The 20,072-nt window shown below is 69.1% G+C and carries 21 protein-coding genes, 1 tRNA gene and 1 pseudogene; 12 read left to right on the top strand and 11 right to left on the bottom strand.

The window, feature by feature from the left end:
* The first annotated feature begins 91 nt into the window (after positions 1 to 91).
* Genes Q8Q71_RS16835 through Q8Q71_RS16825 form a run of 3 tightly spaced genes read left to right on the top strand, consistent with a single transcriptional unit; the run spans position 92 to position 1,722 of the window.
* Positions 92 to 538, top strand: coding sequence for a hypothetical protein (locus Q8Q71_RS16835; RefSeq protein ID WP_305760752.1), 447 nt, complete (start codon positions 92 to 94; stop codon positions 536 to 538).
* Between the two features lie 10 nt (positions 539 to 548).
* Positions 549 to 737 carry a helix-turn-helix transcriptional regulator gene (locus Q8Q71_RS16830; protein WP_305760751.1) on the top strand — a complete coding sequence of 63 codons (189 nt, stop codon included), beginning with the start codon at positions 549 to 551 and terminating at the stop codon, positions 735 to 737.
* 10 nt (positions 738 to 747) lie between these two features.
* Positions 748 to 1,722 carry a TraB/GumN family protein gene (locus Q8Q71_RS16825; RefSeq protein ID WP_305760750.1) on the top strand — a complete coding sequence of 325 codons (975 nt, stop codon included), beginning with the start codon at positions 748 to 750 and terminating at the stop codon, positions 1,720 to 1,722.
* 10 nt (positions 1,723 to 1,732) lie between these two features.
* Here the strand turns inward: Q8Q71_RS16825 and Q8Q71_RS16820 are convergent.
* Positions 1,733 to 1,806: transfer RNA gene (locus Q8Q71_RS16820), tRNA-Gly, on the bottom strand.
* 62 nt (positions 1,807 to 1,868) lie between these two features.
* On the bottom strand, positions 1,869 to 3,524 hold the full coding sequence (locus tag Q8Q71_RS16815; RefSeq protein WP_305760749.1) for an amidohydrolase: 1,656 nt from the start codon (positions 3,522 to 3,524) through the stop codon (positions 1,869 to 1,871).
* A gap of 79 nt (positions 3,525 to 3,603) precedes the next feature.
* Between Q8Q71_RS16815 and Q8Q71_RS16810 the strand changes: the two genes are divergently transcribed.
* The gene (locus Q8Q71_RS16810; RefSeq protein WP_305760748.1) at positions 3,604 to 3,930 is read left to right on the top strand and encodes a hypothetical protein; all 327 of its coding nucleotides are present in this window, start codon (positions 3,604 to 3,606) and stop codon (positions 3,928 to 3,930) included.
* 9 nt (positions 3,931 to 3,939) lie between these two features.
* Entirely contained in the window at positions 3,940 to 4,371 is a 432-nt protein-coding gene (locus Q8Q71_RS16805; RefSeq protein WP_305760747.1) for a DUF488 family protein, read from the top strand.
* On the opposite strand, the gene Q8Q71_RS16800 is transcribed toward Q8Q71_RS16805, so the two are convergent.
* From Q8Q71_RS16800 to Q8Q71_RS16780, 5 genes are all read right to left on the bottom strand, one after another.
* On the bottom strand, positions 4,368 to 4,754 hold the full coding sequence (locus tag Q8Q71_RS16800; RefSeq protein ID WP_305760746.1) for a hypothetical protein: 387 nt from the start codon (positions 4,752 to 4,754) through the stop codon (positions 4,368 to 4,370). The two genes, Q8Q71_RS16805 and Q8Q71_RS16800, sit on opposite strands and share 4 nt — an antisense overlap.
* A gap of 5 nt (positions 4,755 to 4,759) precedes the next feature.
* Complete coding sequence (locus Q8Q71_RS16795) at positions 4,760 to 6,937, bottom strand: 3-hydroxyacyl-CoA dehydrogenase NAD-binding domain-containing protein (RefSeq protein ID WP_305760745.1); 2,178 nt, start codon at positions 6,935 to 6,937, stop codon at positions 4,760 to 4,762.
* A gap of 17 nt (positions 6,938 to 6,954) precedes the next feature.
* On the bottom strand, positions 6,955 to 7,410 hold the full coding sequence (locus tag Q8Q71_RS16790; protein ID WP_305760744.1) for a GNAT family N-acetyltransferase: 456 nt from the start codon (positions 7,408 to 7,410) through the stop codon (positions 6,955 to 6,957).
* A 5-nt stretch (positions 7,411 to 7,415) separates the two neighbouring features.
* Positions 7,416 to 8,621, bottom strand: a complete 1,206-nt coding sequence (locus tag Q8Q71_RS16785; RefSeq protein ID WP_305760743.1) for an acetyl-CoA C-acetyltransferase — start codon at positions 8,619 to 8,621, stop codon at positions 7,416 to 7,418.
* Positions 8,622 to 8,825: 204 nt separating this feature from the next.
* Positions 8,826 to 9,200 carry a VOC family protein gene (locus Q8Q71_RS16780; RefSeq protein WP_305760742.1) on the bottom strand — a complete coding sequence of 125 codons (375 nt, stop codon included), beginning with the start codon at positions 9,198 to 9,200 and terminating at the stop codon, positions 8,826 to 8,828.
* Between the two features lie 184 nt (positions 9,201 to 9,384).
* Here Q8Q71_RS16780 and Q8Q71_RS16775 point away from each other — a divergent pair, with 184 nt between their 5' ends.
* Together Q8Q71_RS16775 and Q8Q71_RS16770 are read left to right on the top strand one after the other, a co-directional pair.
* Entirely contained in the window at positions 9,385 to 9,939 is a 555-nt protein-coding gene (locus Q8Q71_RS16775; RefSeq protein WP_305760741.1) for a hemerythrin domain-containing protein, read from the top strand.
* 52 nt (positions 9,940 to 9,991) lie between these two features.
* The gene (locus Q8Q71_RS16770) at positions 9,992 to 10,549 is read left to right on the top strand and encodes a CAP domain-containing protein (RefSeq protein ID WP_305760740.1); all 558 of its coding nucleotides are present in this window, start codon (positions 9,992 to 9,994) and stop codon (positions 10,547 to 10,549) included.
* A 94-nt stretch (positions 10,550 to 10,643) separates the two neighbouring features.
* Here the strand turns inward: Q8Q71_RS16770 and Q8Q71_RS16765 are convergent, their stop codons facing one another.
* Positions 10,644 to 11,639, bottom strand: a complete 996-nt coding sequence (locus Q8Q71_RS16765) for an SIS domain-containing protein (protein WP_305760739.1) — start codon at positions 11,637 to 11,639, stop codon at positions 10,644 to 10,646.
* A gap of 122 nt (positions 11,640 to 11,761) precedes the next feature.
* On the opposite strand from Q8Q71_RS16765, the gene otsB reads away from it, so the two are divergent.
* The 3 genes from otsB to Q8Q71_RS16750 are packed head-to-tail and all read left to right on the top strand — an operon-like array spanning position 11,762 to position 15,820.
* Positions 11,762 to 12,553 (top strand): trehalose-phosphatase, encoded by a 792-nt coding sequence (gene otsB, locus Q8Q71_RS16760; RefSeq protein ID WP_305760738.1) that lies wholly within the window; start codon positions 11,762 to 11,764, stop codon positions 12,551 to 12,553.
* Complete coding sequence (locus Q8Q71_RS16755) at positions 12,550 to 14,334, top strand: glycoside hydrolase family 15 protein (RefSeq protein ID WP_305760737.1); 1,785 nt, start codon at positions 12,550 to 12,552, stop codon at positions 14,332 to 14,334. Before otsB ends, Q8Q71_RS16755 begins: the two co-directional genes overlap by 4 nt.
* A 58-nt stretch (positions 14,335 to 14,392) precedes the next feature.
* Entirely contained in the window at positions 14,393 to 15,820 is a 1,428-nt protein-coding gene (locus tag Q8Q71_RS16750; protein ID WP_305760736.1) for a trehalose-6-phosphate synthase, read from the top strand.
* 4 nt (positions 15,821 to 15,824) lie between these two features.
* On the opposite strand, the gene Q8Q71_RS16745 is transcribed toward Q8Q71_RS16750, so the two are convergent.
* Positions 15,825 to 16,433, bottom strand: a complete 609-nt coding sequence (locus tag Q8Q71_RS16745) for a glutathione S-transferase family protein (RefSeq protein WP_305760735.1) — start codon at positions 16,431 to 16,433, stop codon at positions 15,825 to 15,827.
* A 151-nt stretch (positions 16,434 to 16,584) separates the two neighbouring features.
* Between Q8Q71_RS16745 and Q8Q71_RS16740 the strand changes: the two genes are divergently transcribed.
* Complete coding sequence (locus Q8Q71_RS16740) at positions 16,585 to 17,355, top strand: YafY family protein (RefSeq protein ID WP_305760734.1); 771 nt, start codon at positions 16,585 to 16,587, stop codon at positions 17,353 to 17,355.
* An 89-nt stretch (positions 17,356 to 17,444) separates the two neighbouring features.
* Here the strand turns inward: Q8Q71_RS16740 and Q8Q71_RS16735 are convergent, their stop codons facing one another.
* Together Q8Q71_RS16735 and Q8Q71_RS16730 are read right to left on the bottom strand one after the other, a co-directional pair.
* A complete protein-coding gene (locus Q8Q71_RS16735) occupies positions 17,445 to 18,650 on the bottom strand; it encodes an acetyl-CoA C-acyltransferase (protein WP_305760733.1) in 1,206 nt (401 codons plus the stop codon).
* A gap of 132 nt (positions 18,651 to 18,782) precedes the next feature.
* Positions 18,783 to 19,688 (bottom strand): SDR family NAD(P)-dependent oxidoreductase, encoded by a 906-nt coding sequence (locus tag Q8Q71_RS16730; RefSeq protein WP_305760732.1) that lies wholly within the window; start codon positions 19,686 to 19,688, stop codon positions 18,783 to 18,785.
* 195 nt (positions 19,689 to 19,883) lie between these two features.
* Here Q8Q71_RS16730 and Q8Q71_RS16725 point away from each other — a divergent pair.
* A pseudogene (locus tag Q8Q71_RS16725) lies at positions 19,884 to 20,072 on the top strand (cell envelope biogenesis protein OmpA); the annotation flags it as partial.

Raw genomic sequence — 20,072 nt, 5'->3', positions numbered from 1 at the left:
GCGACAGGGGGTACCGACATTTAGACAAGGTTGCTTGACAGTCCGCCGGGACCATGTAAAACACCCTTGTCATCACGACGGGAAGCTCCCCATGAACCTGCCGGCCCGCCCCAAACGACCGTTCGGTCTCGGAACCTTCGTCCTCATGGTGCTGGGCGTGACGGTCGTCGGCGCCCTCGCCGGCGCTGGCGGCTCCATGCTCGGCGACCAGCCCGGGCCGCTGGGGCTGGCTCTGACCGTGGCCCTCATGGCTCTCGCCATGGCGGCGGCCCTGGCCGCCTGCGTCTGGTGGTGGCGCGGCATCGACGAGGCGGCGCGCGAGGCTCACAAATGGGCCTGGTGGTGGGGCGGCTCCGGCGGCATGGCCGTCGGCGCGATCCTGCTGCTCACCCTCACCCTGCGCGACGACGGCTCGACCCCGCAGGCGGCGGGCGCCAGCGCCGCGGAACTCGTCGCGGGCGGCATGTACGCCATCCTGTTGTTCCAGATCGCGGGGTATGGCATCGCCTGGGCCGCCTGGTGGCTGAAGCACCGCTAGGAGCGACGGGATGAACAACCGCCTCAAGGTGCTGCGCGCCGAACGCAACTGGAGCCAGGCCGACCTGGCCCAGGCGCTGGGCGTCTCCCGCCAGACCGTCAATGCGCTCGAGACCGGCCGCTACGACCCCTCCCTGCCGCTCGCCTTCCGGATCGCCCATGTGTTCGGGCAGTCGATCGAATCCATCTTTTCCGAGTAAGGATCCCGACGTGACCTCCTCCCGACTGCTCAGGACGCTCGCCGCCGCCGGCCGTTCCGCCCTCGCCGCGGCGCTCGGCCTGACCCTCGCCGCCGCCATGGCCCTGCAGCCCGTCGAGGCCTTCGCCCAGGCGGCCGAAGCCGTTCCGGCCCCCGGCCCCGCCGGGCGTGTCGTCCCCCCGGCCCAGGGCCAGGGTCCGGCCCTGTGGGTGGTTCGCGACGCCGATTCGACCCTCTATCTGTTCGGCACGGTCCATGTGCTGCGCCCGACCACCGCCTGGGGCTCCGCCCGGGTCGACGCCGCCTTCGACAGCGCCGACCAGATCTGGTTCGAGATATCCAACCCCGACGACCAGACGGCGATCATCCCCCTGATCCAGCAGCACGGCCTGTCGCCCGACCGGCCCCTGTCCAGCCTGTTGACCGAGGCCGAGATGGCCGACCTGAACGCCGCGGCGACGGCCGCGGGCCTGCCCGCGGCCCGGCTGAACCTGTTCCGCCCGTGGTTCGCCGCCCTGACCCTGTCGGTCGCGCCCCTGGTCAAGGCCGGCTACGATCCCCAGTCCGGCGTCGAGCAAATCCTCAAGGCCCGCGCCGGGGACAGGCCGGTGCATGGCCTGGAGACCATCGACAAACAGATCGGCATCCTGGCCGGCATGCCCGAGGCCGAGCAACTGGCCTTCCTGCGCGCCATGCTGGAAGCCTGGGAGGACGCCACCGTCGAACTGGACCGGATGGTCGACGCCTGGGCCGCCGGCGACGTGGCCACTCTGGAGGAAATCTCGGTCGACGAAATGCGCGAGGAATCCCAGGCCCTCTATCAGGCCCTGCTGGTCCAGCGGAACACCGACTGGGCCGGTCAGATCCAGACCCTGCTGGAAGGTTCGGGGACGGTCTTCATCGCCGTCGGCGCGGCCCACCTGGCCGGGGAAGACAGCGTCCAGGAAATCCTCGAGGCCCGGGGGGTGACCGTCACCCGCGAATAGGGCGGCGGCTTGGAGCGGGCGGCGGGAATCGAACCCGCACGAAAAGCTTGGGAAGCTTTCAGGCTACCACTACATCACGCCCGCGGAGCCGGACGAACCCTTAGGGCCAACGGCGGGACGCATCAAGGCGCGACCCGCCGCCGGGCTCAGTCGGCGCGGTAGACGACCACGCCGTCGACGATGGTCAGGGTGGCGTGGCCCTTGGGAATGTCGGCGGCCGGCGCCGTCATCAGGTCGACCGAGAAGGCGGTGAAGTCAGCCCGCTTGCCGACCTCGATGGTGCCCAGCTCGGCCTCCCGGAAGCTGGCGTAGGCGGGCCAGAGGGTGAACATCTTCAGGGCCGTCGCGCGGTCCACCGCCTCGCCGGGGCGCCAGTCGGGGCCCTGGAAGCCTTCCAGATCGGCGCGGGCGACGGCCGCGTAGAATTCGATCAGGGGCGCGCCCCGCTCGACCGGGGCGTCGGAGCCGCCGACCACGATGACGCCGAGATCGACCAGGCTATGCCAGGCGTAGGCCCCGTCCAGCCGTGCGTCGCCCAGGCGGGCCGGGGCGAAATGCAGGTCGCCGATGGCGTGGCTGGGCTGCATCGAGGCGATGATCGGCAGGTCCCGGAACCAGTGATAGTCGGCGGGTCGCAGGATCTGGGCGTGCTCGATCCGCCAGCGCACGTCCGCGCCGTTCGGCCGGTCCCCGGGCCCAACCCCGGCCAAGGCCTGCTGGTACCACTCCGCCACCGAGGCGTTGCCGCGATCGCCGATGGCGTGGGTGGCGACCTGGATGCCGCCGCGCAAGGCCGCCTGGTACAGGGGCACGATCTCCTGTTCCGTGATCTGCATCAGGCCGGTGGTGTCGGGCCGGTCGGCATAGGGCTCGAACAGGGCGGCGCCGCGCGAGCCGAGCGCCCCGTCGGCATAGTATTTGATCGCCCGGGTGATGATCCGGCCGTCCGCGACGCTGCGCGGGCCCCCGGCGATCAGTTCGGCCGCGCCGTCGGGCGTGACGCTGTTGTAGATGCGCAGGGGCGCCTCGCCCGCCTCGGCCATGGCCTCCAGCAGCGGAACGTCCTTCCATGGGGCGCTCATGAAATGCACCCCGGTCCAGCCGTAGGCGGCCTCGACGCGGAAGCCGGCGCGGTAGGCGTCGCGCAGGGCCTCGGGATTGGCCTGGGGCATGAGGCCCGCCACAAGCTGTTCAGCGGCGTCGACCAGCAGGCCGGTCGGCTGGCCGTCGGGGCCCCTGAGGATTTCCCCGCCGGAAGGCGCGACGGTCGAGGCGTCGATCCCCGCCGCGGCGAGGGCGGCGGTCGAGGCGACCACCGCGTGGCCGTCGGCCCGGCCCAGCAGCACGATCCGGCCCGGGGCGGCTGCGTCGAGGTCGGCGGCGGTCAGAAAGCGCGCCTCGGGCCAGCGCGTCTCGATCCAGCCGCGACCGACGACGGGACCCTGGGGATGCGTCCGCGCCCAGGCTGAAAGCCGGGCCATCGCATCGGCGACCGAGACGGAGCCCTCGAGGTTCAGCGTCAACTCGCGCCAGCCGATGCCGTCAAGGTGGGCGTGTCCGTCGGTGAAGCCGGGGAACATCGTCGCGCCCTCGAGATCGAGGGTCTCGGCGTAATCGACGTCCGGCACGCCCGAGGCCGGGCCCACATAGGCGATCCGCCCGTCCTGGACCAGGACCACCTCGGCCGTCGGCTGTTCGGCCACCCCGGTGTAGATCGTCCCGCCGCGGATCAGCAGTTCCTGGGCCTGGGCGCTCCATGCGGCGGATCCGAGCAGGACGGCGAGAAGAAGGGTGCGGCGCATCTGACGGTTCCTGAGTCTGGCGGAGAACGGACTCGCCTTAGCACGGGACCTCCGTCAAGCTCCGGTCAGGAGGAGGATCATGATCGTCGCCGCCCTGTTTCTGACCGTCGCGCTCGCCGCGGAGCCCGAGCCGCCGCCCCGGACCGAACTCTGCCTCGCCCATATGGACGCGATGATCGCGGAGGCCCAGCGCGAGACGGGGATGGTGGCGGGACCGAGCTGGTTCATCCGCAGCTGGTGGGCGGCGCGGCTTCCGGAGGTGGGGATGCCGGCGACCTGGTCCGAGGAACAACGCCGAGCCCTCGGGGTCTCAATGCCGGAGCGCAAGGCCGCCGACCCGGACGGGTACCGGGCCGAGCTGCAGGCCTGCGTCGCCGAGGCGATCGACGGCGGCGCGCTGCCCTGAGGAGCCACGATGAAACTGTTCACCATCGGCTATGAGGGAGAGCCCCAGGCGGCTGTGATCGATCGGCTGAAGGCGGCTGGCGTTCAGGTTTTGGCCGATGTTCGGGCGGTGGCCGCGTCGCGGCGGGCGGGCCTTTCCAGGACCGTGCTGGGCTCGAGCCTGGCCGAGGCCGGGATCGAATACGTCCACCTGCGCGACCTGGGGACGCCCAAGGCGGGACGCGACGCGGCGCGGAAGGGCCGGGTCGGCGAAATGCGGGAGATCTTCGCCGTCCATATGGAAGAACCGCCCTCGCAACTGGCCTTCGAACGGCTGCGCGAGATGGCGAAGGACCGCCCGACCGCCCTGCTGTGCTTCGAGGCCGACCACGCCGGTTGTCACCGCGCGGCCCTGGCCGAACGGCTGCACGCCGAGGATGGGTTCGAAGTGGTGAACCTCTAGCCTGCGAACCCCCACAGGCCGGCGGCCGTGATCAGGGCGAACAGCCACGAGGAGGGGAACCGCCAGGGTTGGATCCCGCCTTTCATCGCCACCCAGGCGCTGAGCGGCGACAGGATGGCGGCGAGAACGGTCAGGAGCACCGCGACCTCGACCGCCTCGGGCCGGACTGCGGCCCAGGCATAGCCCGCCGGCATGAGAAGCAGCTGGGCCGTGACCATGTGCCAGGTCATGTAGTTCAGCCAGCGGCTGGCCTTGTCGAAGTTCTGTGTCGACAGGAGGGGGCGGGCCGCGAACCGCCCGCCCACGAAGGTGTGGACCGCGAAGGTGATCAGGGCGAGCGCCGCGGCTGTCGCGAAGCCCGGATTGATCGCCCCGATCTCCATCGCTATTACGCCGCCGCCTTCTGCTTCCCGGCGAAGTTTCCATAGAAGGTCTCGCCCTTCCCGGCCATGTCGCGCAGCAGCTGCGGGACCTTGAAGCGGTCGCCGTAGCGGGCGGCGTAGTCGTCCGCCTGGGCCACGAAGGCCTTGAGGCCGGCCTGGTCGATCATCGTGATCGGGCCGCCGGTCCAGGGCGCGAAGCCCCAGGCCAGTATGGCGCCGACATCGGCCTCGCGCGGGTCGTCGATGACGCCCTCTTCCCAGCAGCGCGCGACCTCGACGGCCTGACGGTAGAGCAGGCGGCGCTTCTGGTCCTCGACCAGTTCGGGGGTGGAATCGTCGATCTTCACCGGCGCCAGTTCGGCCAGGCCCGCCCAGAGCTTCTTGGGCTTCTGGTCGTAGTCATAGAAGCCCATGCCGTTCTTGCGGCCGTAGCGGCCCAGCTCCTCGACCATCTTCTGGACGATCTGCGAGCCGGGCAGGGGCTGGTACTTGTCGCCGAGGTCGGCGGCGGTCTGTTTGGCGATCTTGACCGACAGGTCCAAAGCCACGTCGTCATGCATCTCCAGCGGGCCGCGCGGCATGCCGGTCATGCGGCCGATGTTGTCGATCAGGGCGGGAGCGTAGCCCTCTTCCAGCATGGCCATGCCCTCGGCGACGTAGGTGCCGAAGCAGCGCGAGGTGTAGAAGCCGCGGCCGTCGTTGACGACGATCGGGGTCTTCTTGATCTTCATGACGTAGTCGAGCGACTTCGCGATCGCGGCCTCGCCCGTCTTCTCGCCGAGGATGATCTCGACCAGCATCATCTTGTCGACGGGCGAGAAGAAGTGGATGCCGATGAAGTCCTCGGGCCGGACGCTGGCCTCGGCCAGGCCGGTGATCGGCAGGGTCGAGGTGTTGGAGCCGAACACGGCGCCCGGGGCCAGCTGGGCCTCGGCGCGTTTGGTGACGTCGGCCTTGATCTCGCGGTTCTCGAACACCGCCTCGATGACCAGGTCCGAGCCCTTGATCAGGTCGTAGTCGGTGGTGGCGACGACCGAGGCCAGCAGGGCGTCATACTTGTCCTGGGTGATCTGGCCGCGCGACAGGCGCTTCTTCAGCAGGTCGGCGACGTGGGCCTTGCCCTTGTCGGCGTCTTCCTGGGTGCGGTCGATCAGGATGGTCTCGATGCCAGCCAGCGCCTGCACATAGGCGATACCCGCGCCCATCATGCCGGCGCCGATGACGGTGACTTTCTTGGGATCGGACTTGGGCACGCCCGCGGGGCGGACGGCGCCCTTGTCGAGCTCCTGCTTGCTGAGGAACAGCGAGCGGATCATGGCCTGGGCCTGCGGCGTCATCAGGGTCTTGATGAAGTAGCGGGTCTCGATGCGCAGGGCGGCGTCCATCGGCACCTGGATGCCCTCATAGACGGCCTTCATCAGGTTCAGGACGGCCGGATAGTTGCCGTAGGACTGCTTGCGCAGCATGGCGTTGCCGACGAGGAAATTCTGGATGCCGGCCGGGTGGTAGGGGCCGCCGCCGGGCTGTTTGAAGCCCTTGTCGTCCCACGGCTGGACAGCCTTGCCGCCGCCCTTGATCCAGGCCTTCGCGGCCTCGACCTCGCCGCCCTTGGCCACGACTTCATGCACAACGCCGGCGCCCTTGGCGTCGTTCGGGCGCCAGGACGAGCCGGCGCTCATCGCCGTCATCGCCGCCTGCACCCCGATCAGGCGCGTCAGCCGCTGGGTGCCGCCGCCGCCGGGGAAGAGGCCGACCTTGATCTCGGGCAGGCCGAGCTGGATCTTCGAGTCATCGGCGACCACGCGATAGTGGCAGGCCAGCGTCAGCTCGAGACCGCCGCCCAGGGCCAGGCCGTTGATCGCGGCGGCCACCGGCTTGCCGCAGGTCTCCAGCGCACGCAGGGCGCCGTTGAGCTTCCAGCCGGCGTCATAGGCGTCCTGCAACGAACCGCCGGCCAGCATGCCGCCGGCCATGTCGCCGAGGTCGGCGCCGGCGCAGAAGCCGCTCGCCTTGCCCGAGGTCAGAACCGCGCCCTTGATGGCGTCGTCGGTCTTCACCCGCTCGACCCACTCCGGGATCTCTTTCATCACGCCCGAGGTCAGGGTGTTCATCGATCGTCCGGGGACGTCGAAGGTGATCAGGGCGATGCCGTCGGCGTCGACGTCGATCTTGAAGTTTTCCATCGGGCTTCCTCGGGTTTTCAGTTCAGACGCAGCGACATCTCGGATGTCGCCTGCCAGTTCAGGGTTTCGTACATCGGCCGCGCCTGGGCGGTCGGGTGGAGGATCAGGTAGTCGACGCCCCGCGTCCGCGCTTCTTCCTCGACCCGCCGCATCAGCTGGCGGGCCAGCCCCCGGCCGCGATGGTCCGGCTCGACGAACAGGTTCAGCACATAGCCGCGGCGGTCGCAGTGGGGGTGTTCGGGGTGGGGCGGCCAGTCGATGAACATCAGGCCCACGCTCGCCGCCGGCCAGCCGTTCGCCTCGACGATCCAGCCCGTGTATTCGCCGCTGCGCAGCCGCGAGGCGGCCCAGATCCGAAAGGCCGGATCCATCCGGTCCAGCACCGCCGCGTCACGACCGGCGGCGGCGAACATCCGACGCCGGTGGTCGCAGACCGTGTCGAGGTCCGCGAAGGTGACGGGACGCAGCGTCATGGCCCTTAGACGCGCTCGATGACGGTGGCGGTGCCCATGCCGCCGCCGATGCACAGGGTGATCAGGGCGGTCGATTTGTTCGAGCGCTCCAGCTCGTCCAGGGCGATACCGGTGATCATGGCGCCGGTGGCGCCCAGCGGGTGGCCCATGGAGATGCCGCCGCCGTTCACGTTCATCTTCGAATGGTCGATGTCGAGCGCCTGCATGTAGCGCAGCACCACGGCGGCGAAGGCCTCGTTCAGCTCCCAGACGTCGATGTCGGCGGTGGTCATGCCGAGCTTGGCCAGCAGCTTCTTCGTCACGAACTCGGGGCCGGTCAGCATGATCGAGGGCTCGGAGCCGATCGAGGCGGCCCCGACGATGCGGGCGCGGGGCTTGAGGCCGAGGGCCTGGCCGGCCTCAAGCGTGCCGATCAGGACGCCGGCGGAGCCGTCGACGATGCCCGAGCTGTTGCCCGGGGTGTGGACGTGGTTAACCCGCTCGACCTCGGGGTAGCGCTGGTTGATGACGCTGTCGAAGGCCATTTCGCCCATCATGGCGAAGGACGGGTTCAGGGCCCCCAGGGTCTGCATGTCGGTATTGGGGCGGATGGTCTCGTCGCGGTCCAGCTGGACCAGGCCGAGCTGGTTCTTCACCGGGATGACCGATTTCGAGAAACGGCCGTCGGCCCAGGCGGCGGCGGCGCGCCTGTGGCTTTCCATCGAGTAGGCGTCGACGTCGTCGCGGCTGAAACCGTATTTGGTAGCGATCATGTCGGCCGAGACGCCCTGGGGCACGAAATAGGTCGGGAAGGCCGAGGACGGGTCGACCGGCCAGGCGCCGCCGTCGGAGCCCATCGGCACCCGGCTCATGGCCTCGATGCCGCCGCCGACGGCGAAGTCGGCCTCGCCGGACTTCACCTTGGCCGCGGCCATGTTCACGGCCTCGAGGCCCGAGGCGCAGAAGCGGTTGACCTGGACGCCGGCGGTGGTCTGGGCCCAGCCCGCCGACAGAACCGCGGTGCGGGCGATGTCGGCGCCGAGTTCGCCCACCGGGGTGACGCAGCCGAGGATGACGTCGTCGACCTTCGAGGTGTCCAGGTCGTTGCGGTCGCGCAGGGCCTCCAGCACCTGGGTCGCCAGGCTGAGGCCTGTGATCTCGTGCAGGGACCCATCCTTCTTGCCCTTGCCGCGCGGCGTGCGGACCGCGTCGTAGATATAGGCTTCGGCCATGGGAGTGCGTCTCCAATAAGGACGGATTCAAGCGTGTTGGTCAGAAACCCTACGTTTACGTCAACGTCAAGTTTTTTCGCCAACCCCGCCGAAGTGTCCGAGGGAGCGAAAAATTCGTGGGACACTTTCGGACACTTCGGAAATTCCGGCCCGCTGGTTCCAGTCTGCTGACGCTAGCATGCCCCGGCGTCGAAAACGGTCGCATCATCCCGGGGCGTGGCAAACCGCCTCGATATTGAAGCCGTCGGGATCGAGGACGAAGGCCGCGTAGTAGGTCGGGCCGTAATTTTCCCGCACGCCGGGCGCGCCGTTGTCTCGACCGCCGGCCGTCAGCGCGGCCTCGTGGAAGGCGTCGACCTCGGCGCGGGTTCGGGCGCGGAAGGCCACGTGGTTGGCCTCGCCGGGCCGGTCCTTGTCGGCGATGACGAATTCCGGGCCTTCGATCCCGAACATCACCACCGTCCAGGCGCCGTCCCGTTCTTCCGCGACGAGTCGGTAGCCGAGCGGCGCGAGCGCGGCCGAGTAGAACGCGCGGGACCGGCCGATGTCGCTGACGTCGAGGCCGATGTGGTCGATCATGGTCGCAGCTCCTTCCGGTTCGGTTCATGAACGCAGGACCGGTGAAAACGCGCCGTTATGTCGGGCGCCGGACGCCCGGAAGGGCTGAATCCCGAGAACGACTCTCAGCTAGCTGGGCCGTGGGAACGCCCGCCTTCTCCGCGTCTTAAGCGGCCATCACACCCGCTATCAGGAGGACGAGACCATGGCCCAGACCTATGAAGAGATGGACGCGATCGCGATGCTGAAGGCCGATCACCGCAAGGTGGAGGAGATCTTCGCGGCGTTCGAGAAGGCGACCAGCCGGTCGAAAAAGCAGGAGCTGGCCGAACAGGCCTGCCTCGAGCTGAAGGTCCATACGGTGATCGAGGAGGAGATATTCTATCCGGCCTGCAAGGGCCGGATCGAGGAGGACCTGCTCAAGGAAGCCTATGTCGAGCACGACGGCGCCAAACAGCTGATCAACGAGATCGAGGCGGGCGGAGCCGGGGACGACTTCTACGACGCCAAGGTCAAGGTGCTGTCCGAGATGATCGAGCACCATGTCGAGGAAGAGGAGAAGCGTTCGGAGGGCATGTTCAGCCAGGCCCGCGCCGCCGGTCTCGACATGGACGCCCTTGCCGATCGCATGCGGAGCCGCAAGGCCACGGCGATGGAGGAATTCCAGGCCGGCAAGCCCGCCGAGCCGCTGACCTTGCGCCAGGAGAACGGCGGCGAGGAGCCGTCGCTGGACGCGGTCGCGGGCGCGCCAGCGACTTGACGGAACGGGGCGGGGGGGCGAGCGCTTTCCGCGGACTGGTTCCGGAGATGCCATGCGACGCCTCGCCCCCCTCGCCGTCCTGATCGCCCTGGTGGCCACGCCGGGCTGCGCTGACCCGCTCGCGGGCCCGCGGCCCGTGTTGGCGACCGATCCCCCGCGCGACGCCGTTCCGTCGGACCGGGTCGAGGCGCGGTTGCTGGCGGCTCACAACGCCGAGCGGGCCCGGGTCGGAACCCCGCCGCTGGTCTGGGACGACAATCTGGAGGCGGAAGCGCGCGTCTGGGCCCGCGAACTGGTCATGACCGGCCGGTGGGGACACGATCCCGCGATGCACGGACATGGCGAGAACCTGTGGACCGGCTGGGGCGGCCGCGTCTGGACCCCTGAGGAAATGGTCGCCGAATGGACGGCCGAGAAGCGGCACTACCGCCACGGCGTGTTCCCGAACGTCAGCCGCACCGGGAACTGGACCGACATCGGCCACTACAGCCAGATGATCTGGTCGGGCACGACCCATGTCGGCTGCGCCATCGAATCCCGCGGCGACCGGTCGGTCCTGGCCTGCCGCTATTCGCCGCCGGGGAATATCGACGGGCGACGGGCGTACTGAGTGGGGGTGTGGGGTGTGGGGTGTGGGGCGTAACGCCACGGTTCTCGCGGGCCCGGTCCGGTCCCGTTCAATAGCCCACACCCCACGCCGAGGCTCAGCTGACGTAGCCGGCCTGCATCAGTTCGGCGATGTGGACGACGGCCAGCGGCCGCTCGTCCTCGACCACCAGCAGGGTGGCGATCCTGTTCTGGGTCATCAGATCGATGGCGTCGCTCATTCTCGCGTCGGGGCCGATCACCTTGGGACGGGGGCTCATTACGTCCGCGGCCGTCAGTCCGCTCAGGTCGCGCGAGAACGCGCGGCGCACGTCGCCGTCGGTGACGATCCCCGCCAGGGTCCCGTCGCCGTTCAGCACTGCGGCGGCGCCCTTGCGCCCCTCGGTGATGGCCGAAACCACCTCCGCGAAGGTCGCGGTCAGGGGGACGGCGGCGGGCGCCGGCGGGCGGTCGCCCATCCAGTCGCGCACGCTCTGGAGGCTCATGCCCAGCTTGCCGCCGGGGTGATGCAGGCCGAAGGCCTCGGCGGTGAAGCCGCGCCGGTCCATCAGCACCATGGCCAGGGCGTCGCCGAGGGCCAGGGTCATCAGGGTCGAGGTCGTCGGGGCCAGACCGTTGGGGCAGGCCTCGGCCACCTGCGGCATGGTCAGGCAGACGGCGGACGCGCGGCCGAGAAAGCTGCCGGGCCGCTGGGTCAGGCCGATCACCGGAATGCCCTCGCGCTGGCAGAAGATCAGCGGGTCGCGCAACTCGCGGCTCTCGCCCGAGTTGGAGATGGCCAGCAGGGTGACGTCCTTGCGCAGCATGCCCAGGTCGCCATGGCTCATCTCGGCGGGGTGGACGAAGAAGGCGTTGGTCCCGGTCGAGGCCAGGGTGGCGGCGATCTTGCCGCCGATATGGCCCGACTTGCCCATGCCGGTAACGACCACATAGCCGGGCCGCGACAGGATGATTTCGCACGCCCGGCCGAGGCTGTCGTCGAGCCCCGTCTCGAGCGCCTTAAGCGCCGCGATATTGAGGCGGATCACTTCGCGGGCCCGCGCCGTCATCGCGGCGGGATCGGCGGACAGGACGGGGTTCGCAGTATCGCTCATTCCGGCGATGTGGCGCATCGGGGGAAGAATCACAATCGCCCGCCGCCCGGCCGCGGAATGCTGCAATGCGAGAAAATGCGCCCGCCGGGTCAACCTTTGCCGGAGCACCGCGTTAGTAGGCCATGCGGACGTCTCACCTGATCACCGACGGCGCGGCCGCGCCGGTCGAGGCCGTTTCGCGTCCGCTGCCGCCGCCGCCCGCCCGCCTGGCGCGACCGGCCCTGTTCCTGGACATGGACGGCGTGCTGGCTCCGCTGGCCGAGACCCCCGACGCCGTCGTGCCGCATCCGGAGCGAACGGCGGCGCTCCGGGCCGTGGCGGACCGACTGAACGGACGGGTCGCCATCATCAGTGGCCGGACCATCGCCGAGATCGACCGCATCGCCGAGGCCAGCGCCGCTTCGGCCTCCGGGGTGCACGGGCTGGAGCGACGCGGCGCCGATGGGTCGCTTCACCGCGCCGAGGCCGCGCCGGCCGTGCGGGACGCCGTCGACGCCTTCGAACGCTTCGCCCGCACCCGGCCCGGCGTCATCGTCGAGGACAAGGCCGTGTCCGCGGGCCTGCATTATCGCGGCGCGCCGGCGGAGGCGGCCGCGGCCGTGGCGCTGGCCCAGAGGCTGGCCGGCGAGACCGGCCTGGCCCTGCAGGCGGGCAACCTGGTCGTGGAGCTGAAGACGCCCGGAACCAGCAAGGGCACGGCGCTGACCGCCTTCATGCAGGAGCCGCCGTTCGCGGGATCCGTTCCGGTCATGCTGGGCGACGATCTGACGGACGAGGACGGCTTCCGCGCCGCCGCCGCCCTGGGCGGGTTCGGCGTCCTGGTCGGGCCGCCGCGCGAGACCGGCGCCCGCTTTGGATTGCCCGACGTGGCGGCCGTTCTGGCCTGGCTGAACGCCGTCGAGGAGGGCGCATGACCCCCAACCTGGACCTCGCGCCCATCGGCAACTGTTCGATCAGCGCGCTGATCGACCGCGACGGCCGCTATGTCTGGGCCTGCGCGCCGCGCGTGGACGGCGATCCGGTGTTCTCGGCCCTCATGGACGGGTTCGATCCGGATCACGGCTTCTGGGATATCGAGCTGGAGGGGCGGAAAAAGGTCGAGCAGGCCTACGTCCGCAACACCCCCGTGCTGCGCACGGTCCTGACGGCCGAGGATGGGGCCTCGGTGGAGGTCATCGATTTCGCGCCCCGGCATCCGAAACACAGCCGCACCTACCGGCCGCTGGCCTTCGGCCGGATCGTGCGTCCGCTCAGCGGGTCGCCGCGCATCCGGGTGCGCCTTCGCCCGTCCGCCGACTGGGGCGCCCGCCGGGCGGAGTGCACCAGCGGCTCGAACCACATCCGCTATCTGTGCACGGACGTCACCTTCCGGCTGACGACCGACTGTCCCGTGTCCCACATCCTGAACGAGCGGGTCTTCCGGCTCGAGGGGCCCCACGCCTTCTTCCTCGGCCCGGACGAGGGCTACGACCAGGACGTGGGGCCCGGGGTTTCGGCGGCCCTGGACCGCACCATCGCCTATTGGCAGGACTGGGTCCGCACCCTCTACCTCCCGCTGGACTGGCAGGAGGCGGTGATCCGCGCCGCCATCACCCTGAAACTCTGCGCCTATGAGGAAACCGGGGCGATCGTCGCCGCCATGACCACCTCGGTGCCCGAATTTCCCGAAAGCGGGCGCAACTGGGACTACCGCTACTGCTGGATCCGCGACGCCTACTATGTGGTGCGGGCGCTGAACCGGCTGGGCGCGGTCGACCTGCTGGAGAACTACCTCGGCTATCTGCGCAATCTGGTCGACGCATCGGGCGGGGGGCATGTCCAGCCGGTGTATGGCGTCGGTCTGGAAGAAGACATCGACGAACGGATCACCGAGGCGGTCGAGGGCTATCGCGGCATGAAGCCGGTGCGCATCGGCAATCAGGCGCGCGAGCATCTGCAGCACGACGTGTACGGACAGATCGTCCTGCCGCTGGTCCAGGCCTTCTACGACCAGCGGCTGCTGCGGCCGGGCACGATCGAGGATTTCCACGCCCTGGAAAAGGTCGGCGACCGCGCCTTCGCCATGCACGACCAGGTCGACGCGGGCCTGTGGGAGTTCCGCACCATCGCGCGGGTCCACACCTATTCCTCGGTCATGTGCTGGGCGGCCTGCGATCGGTTGGCCAAGGCGGCGGATCACATGGGGCTGGTCGCGCGGGCGGAGGTGTGGCGCGAGCGGGCCGGGATCATCCGGGTACGGATCGAGAAGGAGGCCTTTCTCGAGGACGAAGGCCGGTTCGCCGCCAGTTTCGGCAACCGGGAACTGGACGCCTCCCTGCTGCAGATGACCGACCTGGGCTTCCTCGACCCCCGGGACCCCCGACAGGTCGCCACCTTCGACGCCATCGAACGCGACCTGAAGAAGGGTCCCTATCTGTTCCGCTATGTCGAGCCGGACGATTTCGGCGAGCCGGAGACGGCGTTTAACTTCTGCACCTTCTGGTTCATCGAGGCCCTGCACCAGAACGGCCGCGACGAGGAGGCGCGCGCGATCTTCGAGGAGATGCTGAGCCGCCGCACCCATGCGGGCCTGCTGTCCGAGGACCTGTCGCTGGGCGACAAGGAGCTATGGGGCAACTATCCGCAGACCTATTCCCTCGTCGGCATCATCAACTGCGCCGTGATGCTGAGCCGGTCGTGGACCGACGCGAGATGACGGGTCCGCTCACGAAATCGCGTTGCGACCTGAAGGCGAGCGAGGCCGTTAACCGTCCATGAGCCGCCTGATCGTCGTCTCCAACCGCGTGTCCGCGCCGAAGGACCCCGCCGCCGGGTCCGCGGGGGGGCTCGCCATGGCGCTGTCGGCGGCGCTGAGGAAATACGACGGCCTGTGGTTCGGCTGGTCCGGCGAGACGGTCGAACATTTCACCGGCGCGCTGAAGATGGAGGACCGGTCCGGCGTCACCGTCGCCCTGGTCGACCTCGAGCATCAGGACGTCGACGAATATTACAACGGCTACGCCAACAAGACCCTTTGGCCGCTGTTCCACCACCGGGTCGACCTGACCGCCTACGAGCGGTCATACGGCGAAGGCTATGAGCGCACCAACGCCCGGTTCGCCGAGGTCCTGGCGCCGCTGATCCAGCCCGACGATATCATCTGGATCCACGACTATCACATGATCCCCCTGGCCCGGGACCTGCGGCGGCTGGGGATCGGCAACCGCATCGGCTTCTTCCTGCATACGCCCTGGCCGGTCCGGCAGTTGCTGGTGACCCTGCCCCATCATCGGCGGCTGGTGGAGGCGATGTTCGACTACGACCTGATCGGGTTCCAGACCAGGGAGTGGCTGGACCTGTTCCGCGACTACGTGGCTTCGGAGCCCAGCGTGAACGGGCGGCTGCTGCCCAACGACGCGCTTGAGGCGTTCGGCAAGACCGTCCAGGCCGGCGTCTTCCCGATCGGCATCGACGTCGACGGCTTCATCGCCGCGCGAAACTCGGCCCTCGGCCAGCGATCCTACGACCGGATGGCCGCCTCCGCCGCCTTCCGGTCCCTCATCGTGGGCGTCGACCGCCTCGACTATTCCAAGGGGCTGGAGGAGCGGTTGCTGGGCTACGAACAGTTTCTCGAAACCAACCCCGACATGCGATCGGAGGTCTTGCTGCTTCAGGTGACGCCGATCTCGCGCGACGAGGTCGACACCTACCAGGACATTCGCGGGCGGCTGGACGCCCTGGCCGGCCGCATCAACGGGGCCTATGCCGAGATGGACTGGCAGCCGATCCGGTACCTGAACCGGACCTATCGCCGGGACCAGCTGGCCGGCATCTACCGTGCGGCGCGGGTCGGCCTGGTGACGCCGCTGAGGGACGGCATGAACCTGGTGGCCAAGGAATATGTCGCGGCCCAGAATCCGGACGATCCCGGGGTGCTGGTCCTTTCACGGTTCGCCGGCGCCGCCGAACAGATGGGCGAGGCCTTGCTGGTCAATCCGTTCAGCCGCGAGGAACTGTCCGACGCCATCAAGCGCGCCCTGACCATGCCCCTGGCCGAACGTCGGAGGAAATGGGAGGCGTTGATGCAGGTGGTGCGCGACACCGACGTGGGCGTCTGGCGCGACGAATTTGTGGCCACCCTGCGCGCCATCCAGCGTCCGGCGGGCGGGAAGGGCGACGCCGCCCCCGCCCACGCGGCCTGATCGCTCAGGCCACCCGCGCCAGCGGCGGCGTGCCGTCCTTCGCGGCCGCCAGGACGTTGCCCGGGCGGTCCATGATCCGCGCGAGGTAGGCGTCCAGCGCCGCGCTGGCCGGCGAGAATTCCCGGCCCCAGGCCAAGGCGCTGCCGACCATGACATCGACCGCCGTGAACCGCTGGCCCATCAGAAAGGGCCCGCGCGCCAAGGCCCCGAAAAGGCGGGCGATGACCGCGTCGTAGCGGGTCTGGGCCTTCACATCGCCCTCCATCGCGCCGCTGATCCTGCTCCAGTAGGCCGGCTCCATTTCGCCCGCGGTCCAGGCCAGCCAGGTCAGATAGGCTCCGCGCTCGGGTGAGCCGACCGGCGTGCCGAGACCCGCTTCCGGAAACAGATCGGTCAGATACTGCGCGATGGCGGCCGACTCGGTGACCAGCACATCGCCGTGCAACAAGGCGGGAACCTTGCCGTCCGGATGCGGATTGAGCGGATCGCGCGCGCCCGTCCCGTCCATGCGGGGAATGTCGCAATAGCGAATCTCGTAGTCGGCCCCGATCTCCTCCAGCAGCCAGACCAGGCGCGAGGACCGGGACCAGGGCGCGTGAAACAGCGTCAGCATCGGATGTCTCCTTCATGAGGCGCTACCGCTCGCGACATGGTCGCTCGCTGCTTGAGCGCGGGGAACGGGCGGCCCCTCGCCGCCGGCCAGGGTTGACTACCGCCATCCTGCTGCCAGCATGCTGTCAGCAGCCGTCATCCATGGTGCTCGAATGAGACGCGCCGACCGCCTGTTCCAGATCATCCAGGTGCTGCGCCGGTCCTCGAAGCCGGTCACGGCCGAGGCCATCGCGGCCGAGCTGGAGACGTCGAAACGATCCATCTACCGCGACATCGCCACCCTGATGAGCCAGCGCGTGCCGATCCGGGGCGAGGCGGGCCTGGGCTATGTCCTGGAGGGCGGCTTCGACATGCCGCCGCTGATGCTGACCTCGGACGAGGTCGAGGCCGCGGTGCTGGGAGCCCAGTGGGTGGCGGGACGCGGCGATCCGGCGCTGGCCCGCGCCGCCCGCGACCTGATCGCCAAGATCGCGGCGACGGTCCCCGAACGGCTGCGGCCCGTGCTGCTGGAGCCCGCCGTGGCCAGCGCTCCGGTGTGGAGGCATGAGGTCGAGACCCTGGACATGGCCCGCGTCCGCGCCGCGATCCACGCCGGTCGAAAGTTGCGGCTGCATTACGCCGACGAACAGGGGCAGGAGACCCTGAGGATCATATGGCCGTGCCTGGTCGGCTATCGCGAAACCAAGCGCCTTCTGGTCGGATGGTGCGAGACGCGCGAGGACTTCCGCACCTTCCGCACCGACCGGGTGGTGGAGGTCGATTTCCTCGAGGACCATTATCCGGGTCGCCCCGCCGTTCTGCGCGCGCGGTGGTACGCCCTGATGGAGGCCCGGCGCGCCGAATGGGAGGCGCAATGCGCCGAGGCCGGCGGGCCGGTTTCGACCGGGGCGGCCGCGCCGCGCCCCGGGGACGGGCGAGGCTGACCCGTCACCAGATCTCGAACAGGCCCGCCGCTCCGCTGAAACCGCGCAGCGGTTTCAGCCATCCTTGGTGACGGGAGCCGCTGACCAACTCAGAAAATCTCGAACAGGCCGGCGGCGCCCATGCCGCCGCCGATGCACATGGTGACGACGCCGTATTTCGCGCCGCGCCGCTTGCCCTCGATCAGGACGTGGCCGGTCATCCGCGCGCCCGACATGCCATAGGGATGACCGATCGAAATCGCGCCGCCCGAGACGTTGAGGCGGTCGTCCGGAATGCCCAGCCGGTCGCGGCAGTAGAGGACCTGCACGGCAAAGGCCTCGTTCAGCTCCCAGATGCCGATATCGTCGACGGTCAGGCCGTGGCGCTCCAGCAGCCGCGGCACGGCGAAGACCGGGCCGATGCCCATTTCGTCGGGCTCGCAACCGGCCACCGCCATGCCGCGGTATGCGCCCAGCGGCTGAAGGCCCCGGCGTTCCGCCTCCTTCGCGTCCATGATGACGCTGGCCGAGGCGCCGTCGGACAGCTGCGAGGCGTTTCCGGCGGTGATGAACCGGCCTTCGGAGATTTCCTCGCCGCCGCCGAACACCGGCTTGAGCGAGGACAGGCCTTCCAGCGTTGTGTCGGCGCGGTTGCCCTCGTCCTTCGACAGGGTCACCTCCTTCGACGAGGTCTGGCCCGTTGCCTTGTCCATGACCAGCATGGTGGTAGTCATGGGCACGATCTCGGCGTCCAGATGGCCGGCGGCCTGGGCCGCGGCGGTGCGCTGCTGGGATTGCAGGGCGTAGGCGTCCTGGGCTTCGCGGCCGATCCCGTAGCGGGCGGCGACCACCTCGGCGGTCTCGAGCATCGACATATAGACGTGGGGCTGGAGCTTCAGCAGAGTCTCGTCCTTGAGCCGGTGCAGGTTCATGTTCTGGTTCTGCACAAGGGTGATGCTCTCCAGGCCGCCGCCGACGGCGATCACCTGGCCGTCATGCACGACCTGTTTCGCCGCCGTGGCGATGGCCATCAGGCCCGAGGCGCATTGCCGGTCCAGGCTCATGCCCGCCGTGGTCACGGGCAGGCCGGCGGCGAGAGCGATCTGGCGGGCGACATTGGTGCCGGTCGAGCCCTGCTGCAGGGCCGCGCCCATGACCACATCCTCGATCTCGGCCGGGTCGACGCCCGAGCGGGCGACGGCGTGGCGCACCGCATGGGCGCCCAGCTGTTGCGCCTGGGTGTCGTTGAAGGCGCCGCGATAGGCGCGGCCGATGGGCGTGCGTGCGGTGGAGACGATGACGGCTTCGCGGGACATCTTCGATGATCCTTTGTTGGGCGCTGGCGCTCGCGGCTTGAGCGCGGATGCAATTTCGACCCTAGGCGCTTGCCGCTGGGTCAAGGCAAGGGGTCCGCCCCAGGCTCATGCGGCGCGAAGGGCGAGAGCCAGTCAGGAAGAGGCTTCCTGCGCCTTGGTCAGTTCGATCATGCCCTGGGCCGCGCCCATTTCGGGGACGATCTCGCCCGTGCGGTCCGAGATTTCGGCGAAGCGGGCGGCGACCTGCTCCGGCGCATCGTCGCCCACGGCGCGGATGCCCTGGGTCAGGGTCACATAGGCGCGCTCGAAGCCGCCGGCCCCGGCCGTCAGGATGCAGCGGCTGGGGGCGTCCTCGCTGACGAGACACAGCAGACCCGGCGAAACCGTGTCGGGACCCAGCAGGTCCAGCGGCAGGCGCGCGCCCAGATCCTCGGTCATCCGGGTGTGGGCGGTCGGGGCCAGGCAGTTGACCCGGATATCGTTCTTCGCCCCCTCGATCGACAGGGTCTGCATCAATCCCACCAGCGCCATCTTCGCCGCACCATAGTTGGACTGGCCGAAATTGCCGTACAGGCCCGACGACGAGGTGGTCATGACGATGCGGCCGTAATTCCGTTCGCGCATGATGTCCCACACCGCCTTGGTGCAGTGAACGGCGCCCATCAGATGGACGTCCATGACGAAGCGGAAATCGTCGAGCTCCATCTTGGCGAAGGTCTTGTCGCGCAGGACGCCGGCGTTGTTGACCAGGATGTCCACACGACCCCATTGCGCCATCGCGGCCTGAACCATCGCCTCGACCGCGGCGGCATCGGTGACCGAGGCGGCGTTGGCGATCGCCTCTCCGCCTATGGCCCGGATCTCGGAGACGACCGATTCGGCCGCCGTCGCGGATCCGCCCGAGCCGTCGCGGGCGCCGCCGAGGTCGTTGACGACCACCTTTGCGCCCCGTTTGGCGAGGGCGAGGGCGTGTTCGCGCCCCAGACCGCCGCCGGCCCCCGTCACGATCGCTACCCGGCCGTCGAATCTCATCGCCATCTCGTCTGCTCCTGCTGCCGTCTCCGCTCTTAGCAGCCCTGTCGATCCGGGAAAAACCGGCCAATGTGTTGAAATGGCGCCACAGTCGCCGCATTCATAACCAAAATGAGGAACCGGGACCGTACATTGTCGTTCGGCCTTGTGAGCGCCCCGTATAAACGGGGACTTCGGGCAACCATGAGTATGAGGGATATGATGAAGGTGAAACTTCTCGCCGGCGTCGCGATGGCCGGGCTGTTTACAGCCGGAGTCGCCAACGCCGAGCCGAACGGCTGGTACGGTGCGCTGGACGCCGGTTGGCATTCCGCCGACGTCGAGACGAGCCGTGGTACGTTGCGAACGATCGAGGTGGAGGACGACTGGGCCGGCTTTGCCCGTCTGGGT

Origin of the sequence: Brevundimonas sp. (assembly GCF_030704825.1) — a bacterium.
Lineage (GTDB): Bacteria > Pseudomonadota > Alphaproteobacteria > Caulobacterales > Caulobacteraceae > Brevundimonas.
The sequence above is the reverse complement of the archived record's forward strand: the minus strand, read 5'-3'. Positions and strand labels throughout refer to the sequence as shown.

What these genes read in the sequence shown, in the direction of transcription:
- Q8Q71_RS16810 (WP_305760748.1), top strand. Translation starts at nt 3,604, where the DNA reads ATGATCGTCGCCGCCCTGTTTCTGACCGTCGCGCTCGCCGCGGAGCCC.
- Q8Q71_RS16745 (WP_305760735.1), bottom strand. Translation starts at nt 16,433, where the DNA reads ATGCTGACGCTGTTTCACGCGCCCTGGTCCCGGTCCTCGCGCCTGGTC.
- Q8Q71_RS16815 (WP_305760749.1), bottom strand. Translation starts at nt 3,524, where the DNA reads ATGCGCCGCACCCTTCTTCTCGCCGTCCTGCTCGGATCCGCCGCATGG.
- Q8Q71_RS16785 (WP_305760743.1), bottom strand. Translation starts at nt 8,621, where the DNA reads ATGGCCGAAGCCTATATCTACGACGCGGTCCGCACGCCGCGCGGCAAG.
- Q8Q71_RS16775 (WP_305760741.1), top strand. Translation starts at nt 9,385, where the DNA reads ATGGCCCAGACCTATGAAGAGATGGACGCGATCGCGATGCTGAAGGCC.
- Q8Q71_RS16765 (WP_305760739.1), bottom strand. Translation starts at nt 11,639, where the DNA reads ATGAGCGATACTGCGAACCCCGTCCTGTCCGCCGATCCCGCCGCGATG.
- Q8Q71_RS16780 (WP_305760742.1), bottom strand. Translation starts at nt 9,200, where the DNA reads ATGATCGACCACATCGGCCTCGACGTCAGCGACATCGGCCGGTCCCGC.
- Q8Q71_RS16735 (WP_305760733.1), bottom strand. Translation starts at nt 18,650, where the DNA reads ATGTCCCGCGAAGCCGTCATCGTCTCCACCGCACGCACGCCCATCGGC.
- Q8Q71_RS16830 (WP_305760751.1), top strand. Translation starts at nt 549, where the DNA reads ATGAACAACCGCCTCAAGGTGCTGCGCGCCGAACGCAACTGGAGCCAG.
- Q8Q71_RS16790 (WP_305760744.1), bottom strand. Translation starts at nt 7,410, where the DNA reads ATGACGCTGCGTCCCGTCACCTTCGCGGACCTCGACACGGTCTGCGAC.
- Q8Q71_RS16770 (WP_305760740.1), top strand. Translation starts at nt 9,992, where the DNA reads ATGCGACGCCTCGCCCCCCTCGCCGTCCTGATCGCCCTGGTGGCCACG.
- Q8Q71_RS16795 (WP_305760745.1), bottom strand. Translation starts at nt 6,937, where the DNA reads ATGGAAAACTTCAAGATCGACGTCGACGCCGACGGCATCGCCCTGATC.
- Q8Q71_RS16800 (WP_305760746.1), bottom strand. Translation starts at nt 4,754, where the DNA reads ATGGAGATCGGGGCGATCAATCCGGGCTTCGCGACAGCCGCGGCGCTC.
- Q8Q71_RS16835 (WP_305760752.1), top strand. Translation starts at nt 92, where the DNA reads ATGAACCTGCCGGCCCGCCCCAAACGACCGTTCGGTCTCGGAACCTTC.
- Q8Q71_RS16740 (WP_305760734.1), top strand. Translation starts at nt 16,585, where the DNA reads ATGAGACGCGCCGACCGCCTGTTCCAGATCATCCAGGTGCTGCGCCGG.
- Q8Q71_RS16755 (WP_305760737.1), top strand. Translation starts at nt 12,550, where the DNA reads ATGACCCCCAACCTGGACCTCGCGCCCATCGGCAACTGTTCGATCAGC.
- Q8Q71_RS16750 (WP_305760736.1), top strand. Translation starts at nt 14,393, where the DNA reads ATGAGCCGCCTGATCGTCGTCTCCAACCGCGTGTCCGCGCCGAAGGAC.
- Q8Q71_RS16730 (WP_305760732.1), bottom strand. Translation starts at nt 19,688, where the DNA reads ATGGCGATGAGATTCGACGGCCGGGTAGCGATCGTGACGGGGGCCGGC.
- otsB (WP_305760738.1), top strand. Translation starts at nt 11,762, where the DNA reads ATGCGGACGTCTCACCTGATCACCGACGGCGCGGCCGCGCCGGTCGAG.
- Q8Q71_RS16805 (WP_305760747.1), top strand. Translation starts at nt 3,940, where the DNA reads ATGAAACTGTTCACCATCGGCTATGAGGGAGAGCCCCAGGCGGCTGTG.